Source organism: Streptomyces sp. NPDC029956 (assembly GCF_055574655.1).
Map to the genome: position 1 here is coordinate 81307 of NZ_JBVHZJ010000017.1, position 24535 is coordinate 105841.

The window sequence follows — 24535 nt, forward strand, 5'->3', positions numbered from 1 at the left end:
GACCGGCAGGGCTCTGTCCATCCCCTTGCGGGGCGGTTCCCCGGTTCGGGTCAGGCCCGGGTGCCCTGGTCGCTCACGAGCGTGCCGATCTTCTCACCCTTCACCGCGCGAGCGATATTGCCCTCGGTGAGCAGTTCGAAGACGAGGATCGGGAGGTTGTTGTCCCGGCACAGGGTGATGGCGGTGGCGTCGGCGACCTTGAGGTCGCGGGAGAGCACCTCGCTGTACTCCAGTGCGTCGAACTTGACCGCGTCGGGGTTGGCCTTCGGGTCGGAGTCGTAGACGCCGTCCACGCCGTTCTTCCCCATCAGCAGGGCCTCGGCCTCGATCTCCAGGGCGCGCTGGGCGGCGGTGGTGTCCGTGGAGAAGTACGGCATGCCCATGCCCGCACCGAAGATGACCACACGGCCCTTCTCCAGGTGGCGGACGGCGCGCAGCGGAATGTACGGCTCGGCGACCTGGCCCATGGTGATGGCCGTCTGGACGCGGGAGTCGATGCCCTCCTTCTCCAGGAAGTCCTGGAGGGCGAGGCAGTTCATCACGGTGCCGAGCATGCCCATGTAGTCGGAGCGGGCCCGGTCCATGCCGCGCTGCTGGAGCTCGGCGCCACGGAAGAAGTTGCCGCCGCCGATCACCACCGCGATCTCCGCGCCGTCGCGGACGACGGCCGCGATCTCACGCGCGATGGCGTGCACGACGTTGGGGTCGACACCCAGGCCGGTACCGCCGGAGAACGCCTCTCCGGACAGCTTCAGCATGTAGCGGCCGGCCTTGTTGCCGTTGTTGTCGTCGCCCTGTACGGCGCCCTGGTTCATGGAGATCTCCTCGTGCACATACGAAGGAGGCCATTGCCTTGGGTCCTCGCGGTATCCCGTACGGCAATGGCCTCCTCGTCAGATCTGCGGTCGTCCTGCGCGTGCGCGGTCGACTGCCTCAGACCCTACCGGGGTCCGGTGTCCGTCGCTGTTCGCGTACGGACTCAGATGCCGACCTTGATGCGGGTGAAGCGCTTCAGGGTGACACCGGCCTCGTCCAGGATCTGCTGGACGGACTTCTTGTTGTCAAGGGCGTACGGCTGACCGAGCAGCGTCGCGTCCTTGAAGAAGCCGTTCACGCGACCCTCGACGATCTTCGGGAGCGCGGCCTCGGGCTTGCCCTCGGCGCGGGTGGTCTCCTCGGCGACGCGACGCTCGGTCTCGACGACCTCGGCCGGAACGTCCTCACGGGTGAGGTACTTCGGCGCGAAGGCGGCGATGTGCTGGGCGACACCCTTGGCGACGGCGGCGTCGGCCTTGTCGAACTCGACGAGGACACCGATCTGCGGCGGGAGGTCCGGCATCGTGCGGTGCATGTACGCGAAGACGAAGCCGTCGGCGAACTGCGCGAAGCGGTCCAGGACGATCTTCTCGCCGAGGTTGGCGTTGGCCTCGTCGACGAACGCCTGCACGGTCTTGCCGGCCTCGATCTCGGAGGCGAGCAGCGCCTCGAGGTCGGCCGGGGCGGAGGCGGCGACGTGCGCGGCCAGCTGGTTGGCGACGGCCTGGAACTTGTCACCCTTGGCGACGAAGTCCGTCTCGCACTTCAGCTCGACGAGGACGCCGGAGGTGTTGTCGTCGGCGATGAGGGAGACCACGGCGCCGTTCTCGGCGGAGCGGCCCTCACGCTTGGCGACACCCTTCTGGCCCTTGATGCGCAGGGCCTCTACGGCCTTGTCGACATCGCCTTCGGCCTCGTCCAGGGCCTTCTTGCAGTCCATCATGCCGGCGCCGGTGAGCTCGCGGAGCTTCTTGACGTCAGCGGCGGTGTAGTTCGCCATGAGTCTGTTTCTCTCTCGAAGTCTGAAAGATCGGGCGGGTCCACGGGTGGACGGCGGGGGCTTCGTGGGCCCCCGCCGTCGTCACCCGAAGGTCCTGAAGGGTCAGGCCTGCTCGGCGTCCGCGGCCGGAGCCTCGGCAACCTCGGCAGCGGCCTCGGCCGGGGCGTCGGCGGCCTCGGCGTCGGCGACCTTCTCGGTCTCGGCGGAGGTCTGGACCTCGGCAGCCTCGTCGGAGTCAGCCTTCTTCTCACCCTCGAGCAGGTCGCGCTCCCACTCGGCGAGGGGCTCGCCGGCGGCCTTCTCGCCCGGCTTCGAGTCGCCGGTCGCGGCGCCGGAGCGGGCGATGAGGCCCTCGGCGACGGCGTCGGCGATCACGCGGGTGAGCAGGGTGACGGAGCGGATCGCGTCGTCGTTGCCCGGGATCTTGTAGTCGACCTCGTCGGGGTCACAGTTGGTGTCGAGGATCGCGACGACCGGGATCTTCAGCTTGCGCGCCTCGCCGACGGCGATGTGCTCCTTCTTGGTGTCCACGATCCAGACGGCGCTGGGAACCTTGGACATCTCGCGGATACCACCGAGGGTCTTCTCCAGCTTGGCCTTCTCGCGCGAGAGCACGAGAAGCTCCTTCTTGGTGAGACCGGAGGCGGCGACGTCCTCGAAGTCGATCTGCTCGAGCTCCTTGAGGCGCTGCAGACGCTTGTAGACGGTGGAGAAGTTGGTGAGCATGCCACCGAGCCAACGCTGGTTGACGTACGGCATGCCGACACGCGTCGCCTGCTCGGCGATGGCCTCCTGGGCCTGCTTCTTCGTACCGACGAACATGATGGAGCCGCCGTGGGCGACGGTCTCCTTGACGAACTCGAAGGCGCGGTCGATGTACGACAGCGACTGGAGCAGGTCGATGATGTAGATGCCGTTGCGCTCCGTGAAGATGAAGCGCTTCATCTTCGGGTTCCAACGACGGGTCTGGTGACCGAAGTGGACGCCGCTCTCCAGCAGCTCCCGCATCGTGACGACGGCCATGGCCATCTCCTTGGGTTCTCGGTTTTGTGTTCCTGACGCCCCGACGCGCCATGCCCGCAAGGGACCGAAAGGCGCTGCCACGACCGGTGAGGGTAGTGGCGGGGCGTGCGAAGTCGACCCGGTGACCCGGGTCGCCATAGAAAGTGTACGGGACCCCGGGAGCAGCGGGTGACGGCGCTGTCCACAACCGGCAGGTGGTCCACAGAAACCCTCCGCGAGCCCCGTGGACCGGACATGCGGGGGAGCGTTCTGCCATGCACCTCACGGCACTGATCCTGACCCTCGGCCTGCTGTGGCCGGTGGGCCCGCCGCTCCCGGAGATCCTGCGCGGCTGGCAGCCGCCGCCGGGGCCCTACGCGGCCGGTCATCGCGGCGTCGACCTGGCCGCACCACCGGGCACCCCGGTCCTGGCCCCGGTCGCGGGCACGGTCACCTTCGCGGGCCCGGTCGGCGGCCGTGGAGTCCTCACGCTCACCCTGCCGCGCTCGGGCACTCCCCCGCTGCGGACCACCTTCACCCCGGTGACCCCGCTGGTGGAGGCCGGTACGCGGGTCGCGGCCGGCACTCCGATCGCCCGGGTCGCCCCCGGCACGCACTGTCCGGAGAGCTGCCTCCACTGGGGCCTCCTCAGAGGCGACCGGTACCTGAACCCGCTGCTCCTGGTCCCACGCGCTCCGTCCCGCCTGCTGCCGACCGGAGGCTGATCGCGGCGCTCGGGGCGGCCGAGGCCCTCGGGGCGGCCGGAGCGCTCGGGGCGGGGGCCCGTGTGCGAGCCGGTCAGGCCTGGGTGCCGTTGACCCCGTGGAGGGCCATCGTGACCGCCGCCTCGGCGATCTCCACGGGGTTCTCGGCCGCGCCGAGCTCGACGCGGCGGACCGCGGCGTCGACGACGCCCTGGAGGAGCATGGCGCCCAGGCGCGGCTGGGGCTGGCCCAGGGCTGCGAGGGCTTCGACGATCATCGCGACGAGGCCGCCGTGGGCCGCGCGGATCTTCTCGCGGGCACCGTCGTCGAGCTCGCTCGCCGAGATGGCGACGACCGCACGGTGCCGGCGGTCGCCGACGAGCTCCAGCTGCTTGCGGACATAGGCCTCGACCTTGCCCTGCGGGGTGTCCGCGCCGTCCATGGCGACCTCGACCTCGGCCGCCCAGACGGGGAAGTCGACGGCGCACAGCTCTTCGACGACGGCCGCGCGCGATCGGAAGTACTCGTAGACCGAGGAACGGGCGAGGCCCGTGCGCTCGGCGAGTGCGGGGAAGGTCAGCGCCTCCGTACCGCCCTCGGACAGCAGGGCGCGCGCGGCGTCCAGGAGGGCGCCGCGCTGCATCGTCCGGTGCTCGGCCACCGAGGCCGCTCGAATCCTGGGCACGGCTCCACTGTACGACCGGCTCGCGCCGGGTCAGCGTCCGACGTCGGCCAGCTTGGCCCGGAGCTGGAGGACGGACTTGGTGTGGATCTGGCTGACACGGCTTTCGGTGACGCCGAGGACGTGGCCGATCTCGGCCAGGGTGAGGCCCTCGTAGTAGTAGAGCGTGACGACGGTCTTCTCCCGCTCGGGGAGCGTGTTGATGGCGCGGGCGAGCAGTCGCCGCAGCTCACGGCCCTCGGCGACCTCGACGGGGTTGTCGGCGGCGGTGTCCTCGAGGGTGTCCATCAGGGAGAGCCGGTCGCCGCCCTCGCCGCCGACGTGCAGCAGCTCTTCGAGGGCGACGACGTTCGCCAGGGACAACTGGCTGAAAACCGCGTGCAGTTCCTCCAGCGTGATGTCCATCTCCGCGGCGACCTCGGTCTCGGAGGGGGTGCGCCGGAGCTGGGCCTCGAGGGTGGCGTACGCGCGCTCGACGTTGCGGGCCTTCTGGCGGACGGAGCGCGGGATCCAGTCGAGTGCGCGGAGTTCGTCGATCATGGCGCCGCGGATGCGGGTGATGGCGTACGTCTCGAACTTGATCGCGCGCTCGACGTCGAACTTCTCGATGGCGTCGATGAGGCCGAAGACGCCGGAGGAGACGAAGTCGGCCTGCTCCACATTGGACGGCAGCCCGACGCTGACTCGACCCGCGACGTATTTGACGAGGGGCGAGTAGTGCAGGATCAGCTGCTCCCGCAGCCGCTCGTCTCCCGTGTCCTTGTACGACCGCCACAGTTCGTCGAGGGAGGTCGGTGCGGGTGGTCGCACGGCGCCCCGGGCTGCTGGGGGCACCGCAGCGCGGTCAGACCCGGAGGTGTGCTGGGGCATGCGTTGCCTTGAGCCGTTCTGCTGTCGGGTGTGTCGGTGTGGGTGTCCTGGACGGAATCCTGGTGAGCGTAGCGTGAGTGCGCGGTCGCGGTGCGCGAACATCGGCGGATCGCGCCGCTCCGGGTGGACGCCGTCGGCCACATCTTCGAACCCGGGCCGTGGCGCGTGTCGGCCCCTCGGATGCGGCCGAGAGAACTCGACTGTTCATCGCCTTCACCCTTTCACCCGAATGCTCCAGGTCAAGTACCGCCTCGCCGCGCGTTCGACGCGGGTGTCGTCGTGTTCGTCAACCGCCAGCCTTCTCCGTGGCGTTCGACGAAGCCGAGGGAGTGGAGTTCGTACAGCTTGGCGAGGGTGTCGTCGGGGGTGGTTCCGGCGCGACGGGCGATGACGGTGGCGGGGGTGGGGCCGCGGGCCGGGATCGCTTCGAGGATGTGTGCGGCGGCCGGGGCGAGAAGATCGCGCGGAAGGACGGGCCCCCGGCGCGCCGGGGCGAGCTGACCCATGTCGCCGACGAGTTCGACGATCTCGTCGGCGTCGGTGACGAGGGCGGCGTCGCCACGGAGGAGCTCATGGACGCCGGCGGAGAGTGCGCTGGTCACGGGGCCGGGGACACCCATGGTGTGACGGCCCAGGCGGGCGGCGGCGCGGGCGGTGACCAGCGAACCGCTGCGGTGCTGGGCCTCGATGACGACGGTGCCTCGGGTGAGGGCGGCGATGACCCGGTTGCGGAGGATGAATCGGCTGGGGGTGGGGTGGCTGTCGGGCGGCAACTCCCCCACCACGAGGCCTTGTTCGGCGATGCGGCGGATGAGCTGGTCGTGGCCGCGGGGGTACGGGGTGTCGACGCCGCAGGCGAGGACGGCGACGGTGGCTCCGCCTGCGGCGAGTGCGCCGCGGTGGGCGGCGCCGTCGATGCCGTAGGCCGCTCCGGAGACGACGACCCAGCCCTGGCGGGCGAGGCCGGTGGCGAGGTCGGCGGCGGTGTGGGCGCCGTACGGGGTGCATGCGCGGGCGCCGACGAGGGCGACGGAGCGGAGGGCCCAGGCCCGCAGGTCGGCGGGGCCGCGGATCCAGAGGCCGAGGGGGCGGGCGTCCGCGAGGTCGTCGAGCTGGCGGGGCCATTCCGTTTCTGGGGACAGTTTCCACGTGTTGCCGCTCTACTGACGACGCTACCAGCGCGCCGCGCTCGCGGCCGTGACTACCGTCCAAGACACCCCTCCGTTCGACGGCTTGGCCGAGGTTCCCACCGCCTCCGACTGGTGCCAGCGGTAGAACAATCGACGGCACTCCTTCCGTCACGTTGGTGATGACGGGTTCGACGCCCGGCAGTACGCGGTCGAGCTGCTGCGGAGAAGGAATCGAAGACCTTCGCGGTCGAGCACCACTACTCCGGCTCCTTCCGCCGCGCGGTTCCGCTTTGGTCTGTACGACATCGACGCCGACGGGGCGTAACTGCGCAGGGTGGCGATGTCCGGGGTGCCGGTCGCCGTGGCCGTGCCGACGCGGCCGCTGAACCCGAGGGCTTCCCGCCGGAGCGCACGAAAATCGGTGCGCGCGGACACCGGCTGCTCCGATACTGCTGATGACGAAAGTGAGGTCCCGTGCCCCAGATCGAGCCGAGCGTGCTGACAGCGCTCATGGCGGCGGCTAAGGACGCTGTCTCCAACGCAGCCGCCGCGTTCTCCCTCGCGGCCATGGACGTCGGTTCGAGTACGGCCGTCGAGCAGCGGGATGCGCTGGTCGCGGCCTTGCGCCGCCGGCCGTCTGAGGTGCTGAAGGCCCGGAAGGAGGCGCGGGAGGCCCCGCCGATTCCGCCCACCACGCCGGCCCAGATGGAGATCTGGAGCCTGTACGCAGACCACGTGGATGATCCTCTGGTCCGTGGCCACCTTCATCATCTGCTACTCGACGCCGGACACGGCCGTAGACCCGACCACGTTCGTGGCGCGGCCTCCGGATACCTCGACGCGGTGCAGTTGCTGTTGGCCGCCCAGGACGGCCACGGGCTGCTGCGGGCCGCCCGGTGCCTGAAGAGGGCCGGAGAGCTGTCCGTCAAGTTCAAGCAGCACGACGTTCGTGAACACGCAACCAAGGACGCCGTCGCCCTTGCCGAGAGCCTCCTGGCCGGCGCCGAGGACGAGGGGCGACCCCTGCTGGTTGTCCTGGAAACGTTGCAGACCCTGGAGTGCGATGTCGCGGACCTCGCCGAACGGGCAGCCGACCTCTTCGCCCGCGACGTGGATGTCCGGCTTGGCTTCCTCGATGCACTGCGGAAGGACGCGGGCCCCAGCCGCCACACGGAGATCGACGCCGCCGTGATCCACACCCTCCTCGACGCCGCCGATACAGCCGATGCAGGGCACCGCCGCCTGTACTTCCTGACGGAGGCAGCGACCCAGGCGCAGAAGCGGGGACTGCCCGACCTGCGGGCCCGTGCCGAGATGGCCCTGCAGCAGACCACGCCGGAGCGGACCTCCGTCCGGACCGAGGGCACCATCCCGCGCGCGTTGATCGCCGGGCAGCAGGCCCGGGTCGATGCAGCCGAGGATCTGCGGACCGCGCTGTGGCTCACTGTGCAGGACATCCATCCGGCGATGCGCGCGCAGGCCGAGGCCGAGGCCGACGGCGCGCTCGAGGGCCTGCTAAGGATCCCGCGCTCGCGCATCAACCCAGCCGGACCGGTCTTCGTCCGACCGCCCGTCGAGGCCGACGACGACCTCGCCGTGGCGATGCAGGTCCGCGGCCTGGGACTGTTCGGAATCCTGACCGCAATCCAGCTCGACCGCATCCACGAACGCTTTCGACCCGACGAGTTCGAGATGACCGCCGCTCTGGCACACGAGGCGGTGCTGCCCGAGCCGCGCGCGCGGATCCTCGCCCAGGCCTTCTGCTACTACTGGCTGGAGGAATTCGACGCCGCGGCGTGCGTCGCCCTGCCGCAGGTCGAGCAGATCCTCCGGGAACTCCTGCGCTCCCGGGTTCCTGTCGTCTCCGTGGCCTGGGGACCGAGCCCCGGTGGAGTCGACTTGCTGGGCAAGCTCTTGCAGAGCATGCCGGAGGCCGGGTATCCGGCGGACTGGAGCAGAGCGCTGGAACTTCTCCTGGTCGACCCCGACCGCGGGATGAACCTGCGCAACGACATCCTCCACGGCCTGGCCGACACCCCGCCCAAGCACCACGTCGCGCTCATCTTGCAAGCGGCGCTGTACCTGCTCAGCCACGCGCACGGGCAGCGCATGACACCTGACCCGACGGCCTAATCCCCAGGACCGCAGGGCAGCGCCACTACTGGGCCGCTTCGCCGGGCCGGGAACACACGCCACCCGCTGCCCCGGCGCGGCTCACTCGTACGAAAGCGGGCCGAGCCCAGCACCTAGCTCGGCGACAATGAAGGCCGAAGCGCTACGCCAATCACAAGGACTGACGATGAGTCACGAACGTGAGGTAGCCCCGCCCGGGCTACGCCGAGTACTCCAGGACGTCGTGCACGCCTTGGAGGAGGAAGCGGTTGCGACCCTCGCCACTTGGCTCGACATCCCCGTGCCCTCCGGCCTGTGGGGCAGGGACCTGCCCGAATGGATCAACGAACAGTTGCAGCGGCTGCCGGACCCCAAGGTCTTCGACCTGCTGGAGCAGGCCCTGACCTCGAACGGAATGTGGGGATCGTCGGCCTACGACGAGCGGGTCAACAAGATCCTCAAGGAGGCCGAAATCGCTCTCATGATGGTCGACGGCTCCTTCCTCGAGGACGACGAGGGGGCCGGGGAGCTGGACGTCCAGGACGCCACCGTCCACCCGCTGACCCTGCTCACCGGGAAGTACGCCGCCGCCCGGAGTAACTGGTCCAAGGCCCTGAACGCCCAGAAGGCCGGGGACGATCACCAGGCCGTCGCGTTGGCCGTCAACACCCTGGAGGGCGTCGTCAAGATCGCCTCCAGGCAGAAGGACATCAACTCCGGGCTTCGCCGGCTGTTCCCCGAAGGGGAGCGCACCCCGCTGTGGCAGGCGATCAACCAGCTGCACAACTACGGCTCCGCGATGCCTTGGGTGCGTCACGGTGGCGGCCAGAAGGACGTGGAGCTGACCCGGATCGAGGCGCTGGGCGTGGTGCGGGCCGCCGCCGTGTGGATCGTCATGCTGATCAACCTGGACAAGGAGGGCCGCTTCTAGGCCCGCCGGAGGTCCCGGCGTAGCGGTCGGAGAACTCGGCAGCCGCAGCGCGGTATCGGTCGACGGCCGGGCCGCTGACCTTCTTGCCGGCTTCGGTGAGGGTCTCGGCCAGGGCCAGGCCCTTCTCCTGGCCCAGCACTCCGCGCATGCCGGCCTTGAAGCGGCCTAACGGTGGAGTCGGGTATCGGAAGTGCCTGAATGGGTGGACATAGATAGGAGAAAAGCTCTCATGCTGCCCAGGTTTGAGACAAGCTGTCCCCATGCTCAAGGCCAACAACGCTGATACCCCACACCTCAGTGAGCTCTGCCTGGCGTTGGGGCGACTGCTCGTAGCCAGTGGAGAGATGGAAGCACGCCTCCGCTCTGCCACCGCTGACCTTCTCGTACCGTCCGATGACGGAGACTTCATCTTCGAAGGACAAGCGGTCAGTTGGTTGAGGGACTCAGTAGGAACCTACCTGCGCACAATGCATGCGCCTGGGCCCAAGGCCGACCACGCAAAGTCACTGCTCCAGGATGCCCAGGATGCCAGTCGTCTGCGCAACCTGATGGTTCATGGTCACTGGAGCAAGGAGTGCGACATGCCCGACTGGGTTGTAACTTCGTGTGGCCCTCGCCCAGGACCAGCAGCAGCAGAACCGGATGACCGCATCTTCCACGTCAGCAGTAGTAGTAGGAAAAACCCTGTTCACATGCGTGCTCACCAAATGGTGGCCGTGCGCGATGTTGAAGCCGTCGCCGACAGTATGCTCACGCTGGCCGTCGAGATCCCATCAGCGCTCTCCACCCTCAGAAACTAGACCGCTCGCATCAACACGGGCTGACCTGGTAAGACCGCCTCGCTCACGGCCTGCCCCGTTGGCTCACATCGGCGGCGTAGGCGGCCCAGTCGCCAACTGATGCTTGCTGCCACTGGACGTCGACTTTGACGTGGACCCCGAGCATCCGGGCGAGGATCGCCGGGGGGCGCTTCGGTGGCGAGGGTAAACAGCTGCTCGCCGTCTTCGAGTTCCTCGGCGACGGCGCGCGACGGGCTCCAGCACGATCCACGGGTCGGCGCGCTGTTCGCCCTCGCCGATCGTGTTGCCTTCCTCGTGGAGCACGCCCTTGAAGTGCCAGCTGCGGATCTTGAGCCGTACGGTGCCGTCCTCGCGCTCAACGCGGGTGTAGCAGCCGCGATGCAGGGCCAGACCTCCTCGGGCCGCATGCCGGAGAGGTAGACGCAGCAGATCAGGGCGACGGTGGACAGGTGCAGCATCAGCACGTCTACGTCGTCGAAGCCGACCTGCTCTCGCCACGGTGCGGCGCCGATCCGGGCGTTGAGCGAAACAGCGAGGAGCGGGGCGGGGCCGAAGTCGGCCGGGGTGAGCTCGCCGGTCAGCAGGCTGCGGACACGGGCGACCTGGGAGGTGGTGACGCCGAGGGAGCCGGCCAGGAACGCGTTGGTCATCGGTGGCAGCGGCCCGCCGAAGCGGGCACGCACGGCGGTGGCGCCAGGCGCACCGCTGGAGGGCAGCTGCTGCCCGGCCGCGAGCAAGCCGCGCAGGTGGGCCACCGCGGTCTCAGTACCGCCGCGCGGGGCGCGGTCGGGGATGGTGGCGAGCAGCCGGCGCTGTTCGCGGGCGGCGGCCAGGATGTCCGGGGACAGATCCAGGGATGGAACACGGGCACTTGACCTTGAGCCCGCAGGCACACACAGTTACCCCTGTGATCCGGGGGGTGTAATTGGACGCGAACGCGACGGGCCCAACTGCTGTTGAGCTGTTCTGGACGAACCCGCAACCAGACGCCGCAGGCGAACGAACGGCCGATCTCTTTGACTGGCAAGCGGCGATGGCCACCGCTGATGGCCTGTCACTCTACGAGACCGCCCTCACTGACGACGGCTCCCTCGCAGCGGACCACTACTGCCGAGTGGTCTGCGAGCTTCACGAAGACTGGGCGGTCGCGGTTGACGACGACATCGAGCTGGTATCCGCTAAGCACCGCGACGCCCCATACGGGGCTTATACCACGGTAAACCAACTCGCCAACGACGGTGGCATCGCGCATCTGTTCAACCGCTGGCACACATTGGGCGAGAAGCCCACCTGCCGCCTGGTGACAACTCCCGGCCTGGCAGATGCCGCGCAGGATCTTGCGACGGCGATCGAGCACCTTCGCACGCTTCGCCTCAGTCATCGCCCACTCGCTCTCACCGAAAAGCACGAGAAGTCGATCAAGGACTTGTGCAAGTGCATCCGGCAGCACACCGCGGAAGAGCGGCTGCCAGATTTCTGGACCGAGAACAGCGACCCAAAGGAAGCGACACAGCAGGAGAAGGACCAGGTTGCACGCTTCCTCTCCATGCTGACGCTCGACCACACTCGCCTTCCTCGAGGTTTCGTCGCATACGCAGCAGCCAACATGTACGCAAAGCCCGTGTTGGAACGCCTTGGCGTTCAAGCAGAGGCGGACGCCATCTGGCAGGCCGTTCACGACCTGATGCGCGTTCGGATGCGGGCAGCAGGACCCATGCCCCGAGGAAAGCTCCCCTTGGTTCTCGCTTACAAGCCCGGAACACCGCTACCTAGCGCCACCGATCTGGAGCGAGCGGATGTCGGACGGATCATTACTCTGGCAGAAATCGACGTTGCGGTCCGCATGGCGATAGCGAATCCACAAGGTTTCCGTCCGCTTGTCCCTCAGCCACGCCTGACCCGCCTTTCAGTGAAAATGAAGGCTGGCCACTGTGGTGAGATCAGCATCGAGCGGGCGGAGGAACTGCAACGAGAGTATCGAGACTACTGGCGCCATCGAATGAGTGGGGATACAACCGCTCGTGCGGAGCAGGCTAAGCTCCGCCGACGCTTGCATCGGCTGAGTGATGAAGCGGCGGCAGACCTCCCTGTGATCCGAGGGAAGGAACTCTGGAAGGAACTGCAGCGTCGTGTTGATGACCTACCTGAGGAAACTTTGCCTGTCGGCATGGATGCCGACCTGCTTCTCGGTGGCGTCTGCGACCTAACCAGCGAGTGCAAGGTGTGGTTTAGTAACTCATTTGATGTCGAGGCGGAGATTGAACGCCTTCGCGCATCTCGAGGGGAAGCGTCATGAGCCATGACGCCTTCGAGTTGGCCCTCCTACGCGAGGACCTTGCCTATCATCAGGCCAGAATCCTACTGCTTGTAACTGCTGTAACCGAAACACCTGGACATCAAGGAAAACTTGACGGCCTCACCAAGCTGGCCAAGCTCGACTTTCTGGTTCGCTATCCGGCTCTCGCTCCCCAGGTTCTTGAGGAACTAACGTCCGCTGACCCGCGGCTTCACCTCACGCCGGCAGATGACGCGAACCCTACAGATGTTGAAGCCCCCATGATCCGCTACAAGTACGGCCCCTGGGATGATCGCTACTACTCCGTTATCGGGGCTCTAGTGGGACGTGGACTTGTCGCATACCGGCGCGGTCGACAAGGAAGTGTTGCCATCGCCCCCACCCCGGCGGGAAAGAAGCTTGTCAAAGAGATGAGCAGAAGCAGCCAGTGGGCGTCGATCAACGACCGCTGCCGCGCGGTTGCTGAAGCATCTATCGGGCTTACGGGGAGCGCTTTGAAGGACCGCATCTACAACCGTCTCGCGCCACTCATGAACCGTCCCCATAGGCAGGTGATCCGATGAGCGCAAAGTTCCGAATCAATTCGGTTTCGCTTGCCACTACGGAGGGGATCGTCAACTATCCCTTCCCTTCCGATCTGACTGTGCTCGCGGGACCGACTGGCGTCGGTAAGACCACTCTGCTGGAGCTGATCAAGTTCGGCTTTGGCGGGGACGCAATTTTGGCCACCGTTGCACAGGAGCACGTCCTCGATGTGGCGCTAGACGTAACCATCGGAAATCAGAGGTTGCATATTGCTCGCAGCCTTGACAGTACCAAACGCAAAAAGGTTCGCGTTACAGACCTAGTGGCTCAAGAGCGGCTCCCTGATCAGCATATCGGCACTACTCAGCCCAGCCTAAATACGCTCCTGCTCGGAGCCCTCGGGTTCCCCGACGACATGAAGGCTGCAGCATCTGGACAGAGCGTCAAAGCAGGCAGCCGCATCACCTTCAACGATATCTTCTCGGTCTTGTACCTCCCGCAGTACGAGATCAATATCGATATCGCAAACAGCCAGAAAAGCTACGTCGAGCCGAAAAGAAAGGCAGTCTTTGAACTGCTTTTCGGCTTCACAGACCCGTCTGTTCTCAACATGCGCTCTCAGGTAAACCTCCTCAAGGGAGAGGTCGCGAAGGCAACCGAACAGTACAACACTGTCCTCCAGTTTCTTCACGACAGCTCGACAGCGCAGCGGTTCGACGCAGAAGAGGCGCTGCAGCAGGCGATCACCACGGAGCGCGAGGCCGAAGCTCAACGAGCTGAACTGCGCGACGAGATCGACCCGGTAACGGATAGGCAGACGCAGGTATTGCGCGATCTGCTGAATGAATCCGAGCGCATCCTTGCCGACACAAGGGCCACCGTCAAGGAGTTGCAGCGACAGCGTAACGAATACGCGTTGGAGCAACGCCGAGTTCAATCGGATCTGGACCGGCTTAACAGAATGCGCGATGCTGGCGAACGCCTGGCCAGTATCGAATTCCTGGTCTGCCCCCGGTGCGTGCAGTCGCTGACGGGGCGAGAAGTGCCGGCAGATGTCTGCCGAGTGTGCTTGCAACCGGACCCGGTGGAAACCTCCGGCGAGGCCGATCAGTACGAACTGATGCAGCTGACCCAACAGCTGTCAGAGATGGACGACCAGCTGAGTTCCTTGGCGGTGGGAATCAGCGAAGCTAACGATGCAGCGGCAAGTAGGGAGGAGCTGGTCAGCAGGCTTAACGCGGAAATCGACAGCCGCACTATCGACCGCGTGACGCCGCGGCTTCAGGCGTACAGTGATGCCACCGAACGTCTGGCCACAGCCCGCGCACAACAAGAACAGCTTGAGGGCGTACTCCGTCAATGGGATCGTGTCAACGACCTGGAGCAAGCCGTTCAAGATCTCCGCACTAAGCAAGACCGACTCCAGGCCCAGGTCGATCAAGCGACGCAGGCACTTGCCGTGCGGCGGCAGGAAATCCTCGACGAGATCTCTGAGGAATTCGGAAACGCAGTCACGACTCTCGGCATCCCAGGAGTCCAGGCGGCCGAAATCCATCGGACGAACTACCTGCCGGTGCTCAATGAGAAAATATTCTATGACTTCATGCCCCCCGGCGGCGGCATGATGACGGCTACTCAGCTCGCCTACTGGACGTCTCTTCTGGCGGTAGCGCTCAGGCATAGCGAGGTTCCCTACCCGGCTTTCCTGCTCATCGATGCTCCACGGTTGGCACTCAACACTCCAGACGACGACCTCGCGGCCGCACTCTATCGACGACTCGTAATGCTGGCCGACGCAAACCAGGGAAGGGTTCAGTTCATCATCTCGGACAACAATCTGCCGGCAGAGTACCGGAGTCATTATTCCGAGATTGACTTCGATTACGACAGTCCGACCGTTTCGACAGTGCGCCATCCTGGCCGCTCAAACGTCAAAACAATCGGCGCACCGTCGACCGATAAGTAGAGCCGCAGAGTTAAGCCAAGGAGCCATCCGTTCTAGGATGCGCAAGCAGGATCACATACCTAAACGCGCGCTAAGCCGGTGAGGCGAGGTTAACCTCACCGGCTTAGCGGCCCGCGGGAACGCTGCGTGGATTATCTCCGGCAGTCCAGTGCTCTCACCGGAGGCCATCTCACTGAAATTGCAACCTGGCCGATTCGATGGGCATTCATCTTCTGCGGGAGCCGGGGAAGACCTGAACAACGCCATGGGATGTCGGCGCCTGCCTCAACTGGTGGTTTTCGACTTCGAGGACATGGATGACCCGTGCCATCTGTTGAACCTTGCTTCGGAGGCCGTCGCGCTCTGCGCGGACTCGGGCGAGGTCCTTCTTCTGCTTCACGCTCGCATCTCGTTCTTTATCGGTGAAGGGCTGCGGCGAGGTCTGCTGGGCCTTGACTAGTGCATAGAAGAGGTCTTTGAGGCCGGTGTGTTTGTGGGTGAGTTTGTTCCGCCGCAGGCCGGCTTCCTCCGCCAACGTCTTGATCGTGAGTTTTCCGTCGGAGCGAAGCGGTGCGCCTACCAGGAGACGGACCATGGCATCGGTGATCATCTGGATCTCTGCGGCGTCAGCGGCGGTCCCCTGCTGGAGGGCGTCGGCAGCGTGGGCGAGGACTGCTCCGACTGTTTCAGCGATGGTGGCAGCCTGGCCTCGTCGTTCTCCCTCAGTAGCGGGTTCCGTCGTTGCGTCGGGGTTCTGAACCGGGTTCATCGGGTCTTCTCACTGCTCGGGCTGCCTGGGATCGCGCTGCTCTGGTGCCGCTCGACGATCTCGACGAAGACGGCTCGCCGTTGTTGCTCCCGACGTGCGATGGGATAGGGGTCGAGTCCGGCTGCGGCGTCTGCGTCGATCTTGTCGATCTCTGCCTGGATGCTCGCGATGTGGGAGTCGGTGCGGCTGATGTTCGGGCAGGCCAGCTGGCAGCGGGTCCGATCGGGGGTCCGTCGTCTGCCGGTGTTGCTCTGGCCGAGTTCGAGGTCGGGGTCGCAGAGGGCTTTGAAGGCATCGAAGTTGCAGGTCAGGAAGGCTTTCGGGTCTTCATAGACCTGTAGTTTCGGGTTCTTCACCAGGGCCCGGAGTTCTCGTTTGCCCAGGTAGGTGCCGGCGTATCGGTTTTCGAACTCTGTCGCGGCGGAGATGTAGCGGCCGGCTGCGGGCCCGCTGACGCTCTCGCCATCAGCGATGCGTTCGCGTGCTTCGGCGAGGGCGTCGGCCAGGGCCAGGCCCTTCTCGAAGTCGAGGAGCTCGAGCATGTCCGCTTTCGAGCGTCCCGCGTACGACTCTCCGATCAGCGTCGCGGCGTGGCCGAACTGCACTCCCAGAGCGATGCGTCCGCCTGGCTGGCGGTGGATGAACCAGGCGATGGTCCGCCGGAACCGCCGCAGGACGACCGGGCCCTCAGGGTCTTCCGGGATCAGCTCGTGCGGGCGGTCGTGGCGGATGGCCTGTTGGTTCGCCCAGGCGATGAAGCTCGCGATGCGCTTGGTGGCCATTTCGCTGGGGACTGCGTCGCCGCCCTCCGTTGAAGGCCGGTGCCCCCTGGAGAAGCTGCGGGAGAAGAGCAAGTCGCCGCTCTCCAGTTCCTCGACCACGGCGATGGACCGCGCCACGAACTCGAGGACCACCCAGGGATCGGGGCGGATCTCACCCTCGGGAATCGCGTTGCCGTCGTCGTCGGTGACGCCTTTGAAGTGCCGGCCCGTGATCTTGTAGCGGGAGGTGCCGTCCTCGCGTTCCTCGCGCGTGCAGCAGCCTCTGGTCAGGTGCAGTACTTCCTCAGGACGCATTCCGGACAAGTAGGCGGTTGTGATCAGCGATGCCGTGGACAGGTGCAGGACCAGGAAGGTGATCTCGTCGAAGTCCAGCGAATCGGTCCAGGGCCGGTCCGCGATCCGGCTCGTGATCGGGACGTCGAGGGGGGCGTCCAGGCCGAAATGGTGGGGCTCCAGCTCGTGCCGAAGACGCCGCTGGGCAACGGTGACCTGGTCGGCGTGGACCCCGAGGGTGCCAGCGATGAACTGACGGTTGAGGGAGGGCAGGATCCCCTTGCCGCCCCGGGACCGGACGCTGGCCTTGATCGCGTCTTCCTGGAAGCCTGAGAATCCCGGCAACGGCTTGCCCTGAGCAATCAGCCCTTGCAGGTAGTCGACGACCACCTGGCTGTCCCCGCGGGGCGATGCCTCCCGGGTGCGGTCGAGCAAGCGCCGGCGTTCGCGCCAGGCGGCCAGAATGTCCGGCCCCAGATCGAGGACCATCCGCAGCGACCAGACCAGCAGAGGCGACATCACCGCCGGGTGGACGATCGGAATGTTGTTCTCGCCGTCGCTCGGGGTGTCCTTCGTGCCGAGGAAGTCGCTCATGACAGCTGCCGGATCCTCCCAGGGAGGCATCACGAGGCGGTCCTGCGGCAGCAGGAACGGCGCGTATCCCCAGATCCGGGTGAGGGTCTTCGCCGCCCTCTGGTCGTGGTCCCACGATCTTCCATAGGTGCGGATGTGCTCCGCGTACTCACCCAGATCCTCTCCGGTCACCGCGGCGAGTTCGGTGATGCCCTGCTTCACGAGCCAGTCGGCGAAATCGATCCAGAAGCTGAAGGTGAGCCGCAGGGCCCTGGGCGACATCACCTTCCGGGAAGCGGTCTCGCGCAGCAGCACCTCGGGGGCGGGGATGTTCATGACGGCCCAGCCCACCCGCATCAGCGAGGCCCGCAGCGGCTCTGGGCAGCGGGCCCAGTTGACGATCTCGGGCTTGACCGTGTCCTTGTGGGTCATGCAGGAAAGACGCCAGGTCAGGTCCCGGAAACGGGGCAACTGGTCCTCGGGGATGTTGGAACGGACCCGGTGAGCGGGCAGGGCCAGGTCGTGGGGTGCTGGATCGGCCAGGCGGATGCCGTCGGCCAGCGCGGTCGAGGTCACGGATCGAGTCTCCTGTCGAGCATGCGGTCGATGAGGTCGCGGTCCGCCTGGGCCAGGGTGGACAGAAGTTCTGCTCTGCCGTCCTCACCGCTGGCGTAGTTGTTCAGGAAGTCGGAGACGCGGTCGTGATGGCCTTGCCAGTCGGCCGCCCAGGTGGCTGCCGTCAAAGTCGAGCGGAGCCCCTCGATGACACGGTGCAGATAGACGATCCGCGGCAGATCACGCGTGGTCGCCACCGCGTTGCGGCAGCCGAAACACAGCAGGAAGGAGACCCCACAGGGTTTCCCGGTCGGGCCGAAGTCGGAATTCTCGTAGTCGGCGCATGAGGCGACCGGCGTCTTCAGCTGGCCCTTCACGATGCTCATCGCGGTCTCGCGGTCGACGCCCGCGGCTTTGGCGACCTGCTCGGCGTCGTACTCCGTGTCGCCGGTGGCGTGAGCGACCAGCCGCATCTTCACCCGTTCCCGGGCGTGCTCGACAGCCTTGGCCAGACCAGCTTCCACGACGTCACGTGAGTCCTCTCGGACCGTCTCGTCCTTGAGTAGGTAGTCCTTGTCCTGAGTGGCCGGGGTGTTGTTCCGGGCCCGGCCGTGATGGACCTGAGCGCTGTGCCTCAGCGGTTGAGCACTGATCCTGGGCGGAAGGCGGACTCCCGACGCCCGTTGGCCACGGGCCCAGTCGACGATCGCCTGCTCAAGAGCGCTGCCGTCTCGCAGCGAGCCCAGATTCTCCGGTCCACCGCGTCCTCGCCGGGCGAGGAGAAGCATCGGGCTGGGCCGTCCCAGCTTCTCCAGGGTCAGCCTGGCCTGCCGAGTCAGGTCCAGGATCTGTCTCATCGCCCAGCCGCTGCTGCCCTCCCCCGCATCGACGAGATTGTTGCTGTTATGGCGGCGTCTCTTGCCGCGGCGGGCCTTGTCCGTGGCCAGCCGGTGGACCGCCGGCGAGGCGGAATCTCCGTCCGCGTTCGGAAACGACGGCACCTTCATCTTCCTCAGCACGGACAGATTCCAGCCCTCATGAACGATCAGCAGCACAGAAGCCGCACCGATCTCCTGGACCGTAGGAAACAGCCTGGCAAGGACGCTCGCGACGCCTTCATCACCCATCAAACGACGCGTCTCATTAGCCAGAACGCGGTTCTTGCCCCCGTAGCGCGGAACGTCCCCGGTGCGACTGATGTGGTCCAGCATCTGCCCCCAGGCCCAGTCCGGGCTCCCCTCGGCCAGTGCCCCATCGCGCCACCGTTCCATGAGCGCGACGTTCTTCTCGATGCGCAAGCGAGCCGACCGCACCGTCGCGGCGGCTGCGTCACGGACCGTCTTCAGATCCGCCTTCGAGTGAGCACGCTTGGGCGCCTCCTTCTTCTTCTCAGCAGCAGGTCTGCGGCGCGGAACCGCCATGAAGGAGCGTGTCTCGGCCGGCAGCCGCGAACTCGCCTGGAGTACCGAGCCGAAGAACCGGCGGCTGGTGACGTCCTGGCTCCAGGACTTCCACCAGAACACGTTGATCTGGTCAACCGCAGTGATCGGCGGCTCAGCCGCCGCAGCATCTCGCAAGAGCTTGCGCAGAACCTTCGACGCAGTCCCATAAGTGGCTTCGCTGGTCCAACGCGCCCGGCCGTGCCGGGCCAGCAGTTCCACCAGCTCAAGACGCAGACCTTCAGGCCCGGGTGCGTCGCTGAAGTCCCAGGTGCCCAGGTCCTCGCCCTTCTCACCGACCGCCCGGACGACCAGGCCCGTCGGATCGAGAACCGCCTCTCGTTCCCACCCTTCCGGAGGCAGGGCCGCCCGCCGCCCCCGCCCCGGCCCCTTCACGCCGCATCCAGGATCAAGCCGGTGCGGGCCGCCAGCTCGGCGATCTTCTCCGCGTCGACCGGATTGTCCTCGTCATTGAGGAGAGAATCCAGCTGCAGCCCGCCCACGGGCTCAAGGTAGATGTCCCTGGTGACCTGCTCGTTCTTGTGTCCGAGCATGTCCTTGACCATCGACCAGACCGGCCCGTAGACGTCCTCGTAGTGCCGGCGTTCAGCTGGCGTCAGGCCCAGCCGGCGGTCGAGCGCGTTGTGCAGCGACACCAGAACCCGCAGGGCCATCGAGTGCCGCAGCATGTGCGGGGTGGCGAACACGTCGAGCCCCAGAGCCTCGCAGCGATCGCTCGCCCGCTCGAAGACCTTGGTCCAGTTCTTGTAGGAGAACGGCATACCGCTCTCCGTCAACCACAGCATCGCGGGCTCAAGACCTTCCTCGGTACGGATGTAGAGCCTGAGCCGGTCCGCGGCCGTGAGCGTGTCCAGGGAGCCCTCACCCCGGCGGCCGTCCCGCTCGGTCCACAAAACGCTTCTCCGCCGCGTGATCTTGTAGATGATCCTCTGGCCCGGCAGGTCGTCGTACGCACCCCGAGCCTGCGCAACCCGCACCGCCTCCGCCCGCGTGCTCAGCCTGTAGCCCTCCACCCTCTGCAGAGCCGCGTGACTGGCGTAGAACGTGTGCCCCGCCCGCTTGGCGATCTTGTGGCCCACCTTCCCCGAGTAGTAGTTCTGACGGCCGAGCTTGGGAATCTCACAGGTCAGGATCGTCCCGGCCTCACGGCGCCTCATGCCGCTCGAATACGTCAAGTCCGCGAAAGCGCAGTCACGCCCGCCAAGCCGGCCCCGCCACGTCTCGTCCTCCAGACCGCTCGGCAGCATGCCGCCCAGACCGACGTTCCGCCACAAACGGAAGGCCCTCGGCGTCAGCCACTTCACGTCGGAATAGACCACGTCGTTGGGCGCTAGCTCCGCGACCTCGGCCTCACCTCCGTCCGACGTGCGAACCGAACGCATCAGCACCGGGTTGACCTCCGCGAACCCCTGGCCGCAGGCGATCTTGTAGAAGAGCGTCAGGGCCGCCAGTTCCTTGGCCCAGGTGGCGCCGCCGATCTTCTCCGGGTTCGCCGCAGCCCGACGGCGCCATTCCTCCCAGTCCTCCAGGTCCTCAGGCACTGCCTCGTCCCAGTTCAGGCCACGCTGCCAAAGGAACGTGAAGAACACCCGGTAGATCGGCGCGTAGGTCTCCTGAGTCCCCTCCGCCTTGGCGGAGAACGCCGACCGTCGAAAGATCTTGCTCAGTCGAGGATCGACCCTCCCTTCCGGCGAGACCAGGATCGGCTGCCGATCGCGGAACCTCAGCGCCTTCTCCCGCTCCGGCAGATCACCCCACCCAGGTACCTCGTCCTCCTTCGGCGTACCCCCATCACCCGTCCAGAAGAGCCACCACTCGTCCACAACACAGAACCTCTCCGTCGCAACTCCTCCTGGGGCAACACAGAGTATGTCCACAGAAGTTGAAGTCGCCGGGGACGAGGAAGCGTCCGCCGAGGTCGTGGATGGTGTCGAGGTCGCGGGCGGGGTCGGCGGCGGTGGCGCGAAGTCGCCAGGAGGCGACGCGCTTCGGTCCGGTGCCGGGGAAGGGGTCGGCGTGACCGTCTCCTCGGGGAGACGGTGTGGTGTCGAGGAGCCGGTCGAGGAAGCCGGTGGCTCCGTAGCGCCGGAGCCAGCGGCCGGCGTGTTCGTCGCCGGGCTCGACGGCGCGGCTGAGCGTGGCCCGGGCCAGCCGCTCGTCCGTGGCCGCGGAGCCGGGGGTGCCGGGGCGGGGGGCGGAGGTGCCGGGGTCGGGCGTGCCGGGATGGGGGGTGCCGGGGTGGGGGGTGCCGGGCCGGGAGTCGGGAGTCGTCATGGCCGGTCCCCCGCTCCGACGGGCACGCCGCGGGCGATGCCGGTGCGCAGTTCGAGGGCGAGGGCGATGTCCTCGTTCTCGGGGCGGTCGTGTCCGGCGAGGTCGGCGACGGTCCAGGCGACGCGGAGGACCCGGTCGAGGCCGCGGGCCGTGAGGCGTCCGCGTTCGATGTCGCGTTCGGCGATGGCGAGGGCTCCGGGGGCGGCGAGGTAGCGGGTGCGGAGTTCGTGTCCGGGGATCTCGCCGTTGGCGTTCCACGGAGTGTCGGCGAGGCGGGCGGCGGCGCGGTCGCGGGCTTCGCGGACGCGGTCGGCGACGGTCTCGGTGGTCTCGCCGCGGCTTCCTCGGCCGAGGAGGTCGGAGCGGGTGACGGGTTCGACCTCGACGCGGAGGTCGACGCGGTCGAGGAGGGGTCCGGAGAGGCGTGCCTGGTAGCGGCGGACGAGTGCGGCAGGGCATTCACAGCCGGCGCCGTTCAGCGTGTGGCGTCCGCAAGGGCAGGGGTTGGCGGCGAGGGCGAGGAGGAAGCGGGCGGGGAGACGGACGACTCCGGCGGCTCGGGCGATGACGACGTGCCCGGATTCGAGGGGTTGGCGGAGGGCGTCGAGGGCCTTTCCGGAGAACTCCGGTGCCTCGTCCAGGAAGAGGATGCCCCGGTGGGCGAGGGAGACGGCGCCGGGCCTGGGGAGGCCGTTTCCGCCGCCGACGAGGGACTGCATGGTCGCGGAGTGATGGGGTGCGCAGTAGGGGGCGCGACGGACGAGGGGTTCGCCGGGCGGGAGGAGACCGGCGACGGAGTGGACGGCGGTGACTTCGAGGGACTCCTGCCGGGTGAGGGGCGGGAGGAGACCGGGGAGCCGCTCCGCCAGCATCGTCTTCCCGGCGCCGGGTGGGCCGGACAGCAGGAGGTGATGGCTGCCCGCGGCGGCGACTTCGAGGGCGCGGCGGGCCCGGTGCTGGCCGGCGACGTCGGCGAGGTCGGGGCCCTCGGAGGCATCGGTGGGGTCGGCGGCGAGTCCGGTGCCGAGGCCGGCGCCGGGGACGAGGAGTCCGGCGAGCATGGCGTCGGGCCGACCGGCGTCGGTGGGTTCCTCCTCGGGGACGGGTTCGTCGGTGAGAACCGCGATGAGCTGGCGGAGGCTGCGGACGCCGAGGACGGACAGGCCGGGGACGAGGGCGGCCTCGCCGGCGGTCTGTTCGGGGACGACGACCTGGCGGTACCCGGCGTCGGCGGCGGCGAGGACGGCGGGGAGGATGCCGCGGACGGGCCGGACCCGTCCGTCGAGGCCGAGTTCGCCGATGAGGACCAGGTCGGCGATGGCGCGCGGGTCGATGCGCTCGGCGGCGCCGAGCACGGCCGCCGCAACGGCGAGGTCGAAACCCGATCCGCCCTTCGGCACGGATGCGGGGCTGAGTCCGACGGTGAGTTTCTTCTGGGGCCATTCGGCGCCGGAGTTGACGACGGCGGCGCGGACCCGGTCGCGGCTCTCGCTGAGGCTCTTGTCGGGGAGGCCGACGAGGGTGAAGGCGGCGACGCCGGGTTCGAGGTCGGCCTGCACCTCGACGACGACGCCTTCGACGCCGACGAGGGCGACGGAGCAGGTGCGGGCGAATCCCATCTCAGGCCACCCCCTGGGCGTGGGTGAGGAGCGGGGCGCCGCGGCGGGGCAGGACGATGCCGATGAGGTCGATGCGGACGCCGCCGAGCGGGGCCGGGGCGCCGTTGCGGTCGAGCCAGCAGGCGGCGAGACGTCGGAGCCGGTCCGCCTTGCGGGGCGTGACGGCGGCCATCGGGTGCTCGAACGCGCCGTCGCGCCGGGTCTTGACCTCGCAGATGACGAGGGTGTCTCCGTGGCGGGCGACGATGTCGATCTCGCCGGTCCGGCCGCAGCGCCAGTTGCGGGCGAGGATGTGCATGCCGGTCGCGGTGAGCAGGCGGGTGGCCAGCTCTTCTCCGTACCGTCCGAGTGCTTGGGTCCTGTTCATGCGGTACCACCTCCGTCACCGAATGTGACGGAGGCGGTGGGATCGCGTGCGGCGCTGTGGACGGCGGACGGCCTGTGGAAAAGCCGCTCCCCCCTGCGGGCGAGGTCGGGGCAGGCCGGGCGGGTTCGGGCGAGCTCGGTTCAGCTGCCGGGGAGTTCGAGGTCGCTCTTGTTGAGCTCCTCGATGTTCACGTCCTTGAAGGTGAGGACACGGACCTGCTTGACGAACCTGGCCGGTCTGTACATGTCCCAGACCCATGCATCGGCCATGCTCACCTCGAAGAAGACCTCACCCTGGACCGAGTGCACCTGCATCTCGTAGTCGTTGGTGAGGTAGAAGCGCCGCTCGGTCTCGATCACGTATTTGAACAGCCCGACGACATCGCGGTACTCCCGGTAGAGCTTCAGCTCCATCTCGGTCTCGTACTTCTCGAGGTCCTCGGCGCTCATGGCATGTTCCCCTTCAGCCGTGCGTCCCCCTATTGTGCGCCAGGCGGACGCGCCCCTAAACGATTTCCGGGGCGAGAACCACCGGTGCACGCGGAGGTCCCTCGTCGAGCAGCGTGCGCAGCAGCTCGGCGAGTCTGGTCGGGTACACCGTCTCACGGGCCGCCGACAGTTCGGCGGAGGTCCACCATCTGAGGCCCGCGAGGCTGCGGCTCTCCAGCTCGGTGAGGGCCTGGGGCCGGGGCGCGGCCTCGGTCCTCCGGGTGCGGGCGAGGTAGTACCACTCGTCCTGGTCCCAGCGGCGCCCGTCGAAGGGGAACGAGCAGTACCGCGTCCACAGCACGGGGCCGAGGTCGATGTCGGTGATGCCGGTCTCCTCGGCGAGCTCGCGCAGGGCCGCCTCCCGCCGGGTCTCGTCGCCCTCGAGCCCGCCGCCGGGCGTGAACCACCAGGTCTGATCGGGGTGGCCGGGCTCGTACCCGTGCATGAGGAGGATGCGGTCGTCGGGGTCGAGCAGGACGACCCGCGCGACCCGCCGTACCTCCACCCGCGGATCGGCACCCGGACCGGCACCCGGTGCGGCCCCGGACTCACCGACCGGCGC

General features: G+C 67.4%; 22 protein-coding genes and 1 pseudogene. 8 read left to right on the forward strand and 15 right to left on the reverse strand.

The annotated features are described in order from the left end of the window. Nucleotides 1–50: 50 nt before the first annotated feature. The 3 genes from pyrH to rpsB all read right to left on the reverse strand — a co-directional run bounded on the left by pyrH (nucleotide 51) and on the right by rpsB (nucleotide 2839). Entirely contained in the window at nucleotides 51–815 is a 765-nt protein-coding gene (pyrH, locus tag ACZ4XX_RS16345; RefSeq protein WP_406062623.1) for a UMP kinase, read from the reverse strand. 164 nt (nucleotides 816–979) lie between these two features. Next, on the reverse strand, nucleotides 980–1816 hold the full coding sequence (gene tsf / locus ACZ4XX_RS16350; protein ID WP_468508589.1) for a translation elongation factor Ts: 837 nt from the start codon (nucleotides 1814–1816) through the stop codon (nucleotides 980–982). Between the two features lie 102 nt (nucleotides 1817–1918). Next, nucleotides 1919–2839: a 30S ribosomal protein S2 gene (gene rpsB, locus ACZ4XX_RS16355; protein ID WP_468508590.1), complete on the reverse strand. Its 921-nt coding sequence runs from the start codon at nucleotides 2837–2839 to the stop codon at nucleotides 1919–1921. A 254-nt stretch (nucleotides 2840–3093) separates the two neighbouring features. Between rpsB and ACZ4XX_RS16360 the strand changes: the two genes are divergently transcribed. Then, nucleotides 3094–3543, forward strand: coding sequence for a murein hydrolase activator EnvC family protein (locus ACZ4XX_RS16360; protein WP_468508591.1), 450 nt, complete (start codon nucleotides 3094–3096; stop codon nucleotides 3541–3543). Between the two features lie 73 nt (nucleotides 3544–3616). Here ACZ4XX_RS16360 and ACZ4XX_RS16365 read toward each other — a convergent pair whose 3' ends face one another. The 3 genes and pseudogenes from ACZ4XX_RS16365 to dprA all read right to left on the reverse strand — a co-directional run. Next, the gene (locus ACZ4XX_RS16365) at nucleotides 3617–4165 is read right to left on the reverse strand and encodes a TetR/AcrR family transcriptional regulator (protein ID WP_468508637.1); all 549 of its coding nucleotides are present in this window, start codon (nucleotides 4163–4165) and stop codon (nucleotides 3617–3619) included. A 72-nt stretch (nucleotides 4166–4237) separates the two neighbouring features. Further along, nucleotides 4238–5074 carry an RNA polymerase sigma factor WhiG gene (whiG, locus tag ACZ4XX_RS16370; protein ID WP_468508592.1) on the reverse strand — a complete coding sequence of 279 codons (837 nt, stop codon included), beginning with the start codon at nucleotides 5072–5074 and terminating at the stop codon, nucleotides 4238–4240. A 239-nt stretch (nucleotides 5075–5313) separates the two neighbouring features. After that, a pseudogene (gene dprA, locus ACZ4XX_RS16375) lies at nucleotides 5314–6207 on the reverse strand (DNA-processing protein DprA); the annotation flags it as partial. Nucleotides 6208–6678: 471 nt separating this feature from the next. Here dprA and ACZ4XX_RS16380 point away from each other — a divergent pair. The 7 genes from ACZ4XX_RS16380 to ACZ4XX_RS16410 all read left to right on the forward strand — a co-directional run bounded on the left by ACZ4XX_RS16380 (nucleotide 6679) and on the right by ACZ4XX_RS16410 (nucleotide 14834). Next, complete coding sequence (locus tag ACZ4XX_RS16380; RefSeq protein ID WP_468508593.1) at nucleotides 6679–8337, forward strand: hypothetical protein; 1659 nt, start codon at nucleotides 6679–6681, stop codon at nucleotides 8335–8337. Between the two features lie 166 nt (nucleotides 8338–8503). Continuing rightward, on the forward strand, nucleotides 8504–9247 hold the full coding sequence (locus ACZ4XX_RS16385) for a hypothetical protein (protein WP_468508594.1): 744 nt from the start codon (nucleotides 8504–8506) through the stop codon (nucleotides 9245–9247). 260 nt (nucleotides 9248–9507) lie between these two features. Next, nucleotides 9508–10047, forward strand: coding sequence for a hypothetical protein (locus ACZ4XX_RS16390; protein WP_352276346.1), 540 nt, complete (start codon nucleotides 9508–9510; stop codon nucleotides 10045–10047). Between the two features lie 449 nt (nucleotides 10048–10496). Continuing rightward, entirely contained in the window at nucleotides 10497–10922 is a 426-nt protein-coding gene (locus ACZ4XX_RS16395; RefSeq protein ID WP_352276345.1) for a hypothetical protein, read from the forward strand. A 50-nt stretch (nucleotides 10923–10972) separates the two neighbouring features. Beyond that, nucleotides 10973–12343 (forward strand): hypothetical protein, encoded by a 1371-nt coding sequence (locus tag ACZ4XX_RS16400; protein WP_352276343.1) that lies wholly within the window; start codon nucleotides 10973–10975, stop codon nucleotides 12341–12343. Beyond that, on the forward strand, nucleotides 12340–12906 hold the full coding sequence (locus ACZ4XX_RS16405) for a hypothetical protein (RefSeq protein WP_352276342.1): 567 nt from the start codon (nucleotides 12340–12342) through the stop codon (nucleotides 12904–12906). Before ACZ4XX_RS16400 ends, ACZ4XX_RS16405 begins: the two co-directional genes overlap by 4 nt. Continuing rightward, nucleotides 12903–14834, forward strand: a complete 1932-nt coding sequence (locus ACZ4XX_RS16410) for an AAA family ATPase (RefSeq protein WP_468508595.1) — start codon at nucleotides 12903–12905, stop codon at nucleotides 14832–14834. Before ACZ4XX_RS16405 ends, ACZ4XX_RS16410 begins: the two co-directional genes overlap by 4 nt. Before the next feature lie 205 nt (nucleotides 14835–15039). Here the strand turns inward: ACZ4XX_RS16410 and ACZ4XX_RS16415 are convergent, their stop codons facing one another. The 9 genes from ACZ4XX_RS16415 to ACZ4XX_RS16455 form a co-directional block, all read right to left on the reverse strand. Continuing rightward, nucleotides 15040–15582, reverse strand: coding sequence for a hypothetical protein (locus ACZ4XX_RS16415; RefSeq protein WP_468508596.1), 543 nt, complete (start codon nucleotides 15580–15582; stop codon nucleotides 15040–15042). Continuing rightward, the gene (locus ACZ4XX_RS16420) at nucleotides 15579–17786 is read right to left on the reverse strand and encodes a hypothetical protein (RefSeq protein WP_468508597.1); all 2208 of its coding nucleotides are present in this window, start codon (nucleotides 17784–17786) and stop codon (nucleotides 15579–15581) included. The genes ACZ4XX_RS16415 and ACZ4XX_RS16420 overlap by 4 nt, the downstream gene beginning before the upstream one ends. After that, nucleotides 17783–19600, reverse strand: a complete 1818-nt coding sequence (locus tag ACZ4XX_RS16425; RefSeq protein ID WP_352276337.1) for a hypothetical protein — start codon at nucleotides 19598–19600, stop codon at nucleotides 17783–17785. Before ACZ4XX_RS16425 ends, ACZ4XX_RS16420 begins: the two co-directional genes overlap by 4 nt. After that, nucleotides 19597–21048 carry an integrase gene (locus tag ACZ4XX_RS16430; RefSeq protein WP_352276336.1) on the reverse strand — a complete coding sequence of 484 codons (1452 nt, stop codon included), beginning with the start codon at nucleotides 21046–21048 and terminating at the stop codon, nucleotides 19597–19599. The genes ACZ4XX_RS16425 and ACZ4XX_RS16430 overlap by 4 nt, the downstream gene beginning before the upstream one ends. Next, nucleotides 21017–21499 carry a hypothetical protein gene (locus tag ACZ4XX_RS16435; RefSeq protein ID WP_468508598.1) on the reverse strand — a complete coding sequence of 161 codons (483 nt, stop codon included), beginning with the start codon at nucleotides 21497–21499 and terminating at the stop codon, nucleotides 21017–21019. Before ACZ4XX_RS16435 ends, ACZ4XX_RS16430 begins: the two co-directional genes overlap by 32 nt. Beyond that, nucleotides 21496–23118, reverse strand: a complete 1623-nt coding sequence (locus tag ACZ4XX_RS16440; RefSeq protein WP_468508599.1) for a YifB family Mg chelatase-like AAA ATPase — start codon at nucleotides 23116–23118, stop codon at nucleotides 21496–21498. The genes ACZ4XX_RS16435 and ACZ4XX_RS16440 overlap by 4 nt, the downstream gene beginning before the upstream one ends. Nucleotide 23119: 1 nt before the next feature. Beyond that, complete coding sequence (locus ACZ4XX_RS16445; RefSeq protein WP_468508600.1) at nucleotides 23120–23485, reverse strand: YraN family protein; 366 nt, start codon at nucleotides 23483–23485, stop codon at nucleotides 23120–23122. Nucleotides 23486–23625: 140 nt separating this feature from the next. Further along, the gene (locus ACZ4XX_RS16450; protein WP_005311352.1) at nucleotides 23626–23934 is read right to left on the reverse strand and encodes a DUF2469 domain-containing protein; all 309 of its coding nucleotides are present in this window, start codon (nucleotides 23932–23934) and stop codon (nucleotides 23626–23628) included. Nucleotides 23935–23989: 55 nt separating this feature from the next. Then, nucleotides 23990–24478: an NUDIX hydrolase gene (locus ACZ4XX_RS16455; RefSeq protein WP_468508638.1), complete on the reverse strand. Its 489-nt coding sequence runs from the start codon at nucleotides 24476–24478 to the stop codon at nucleotides 23990–23992. Nucleotides 24479–24535: the final 57 nt, after the last annotated feature.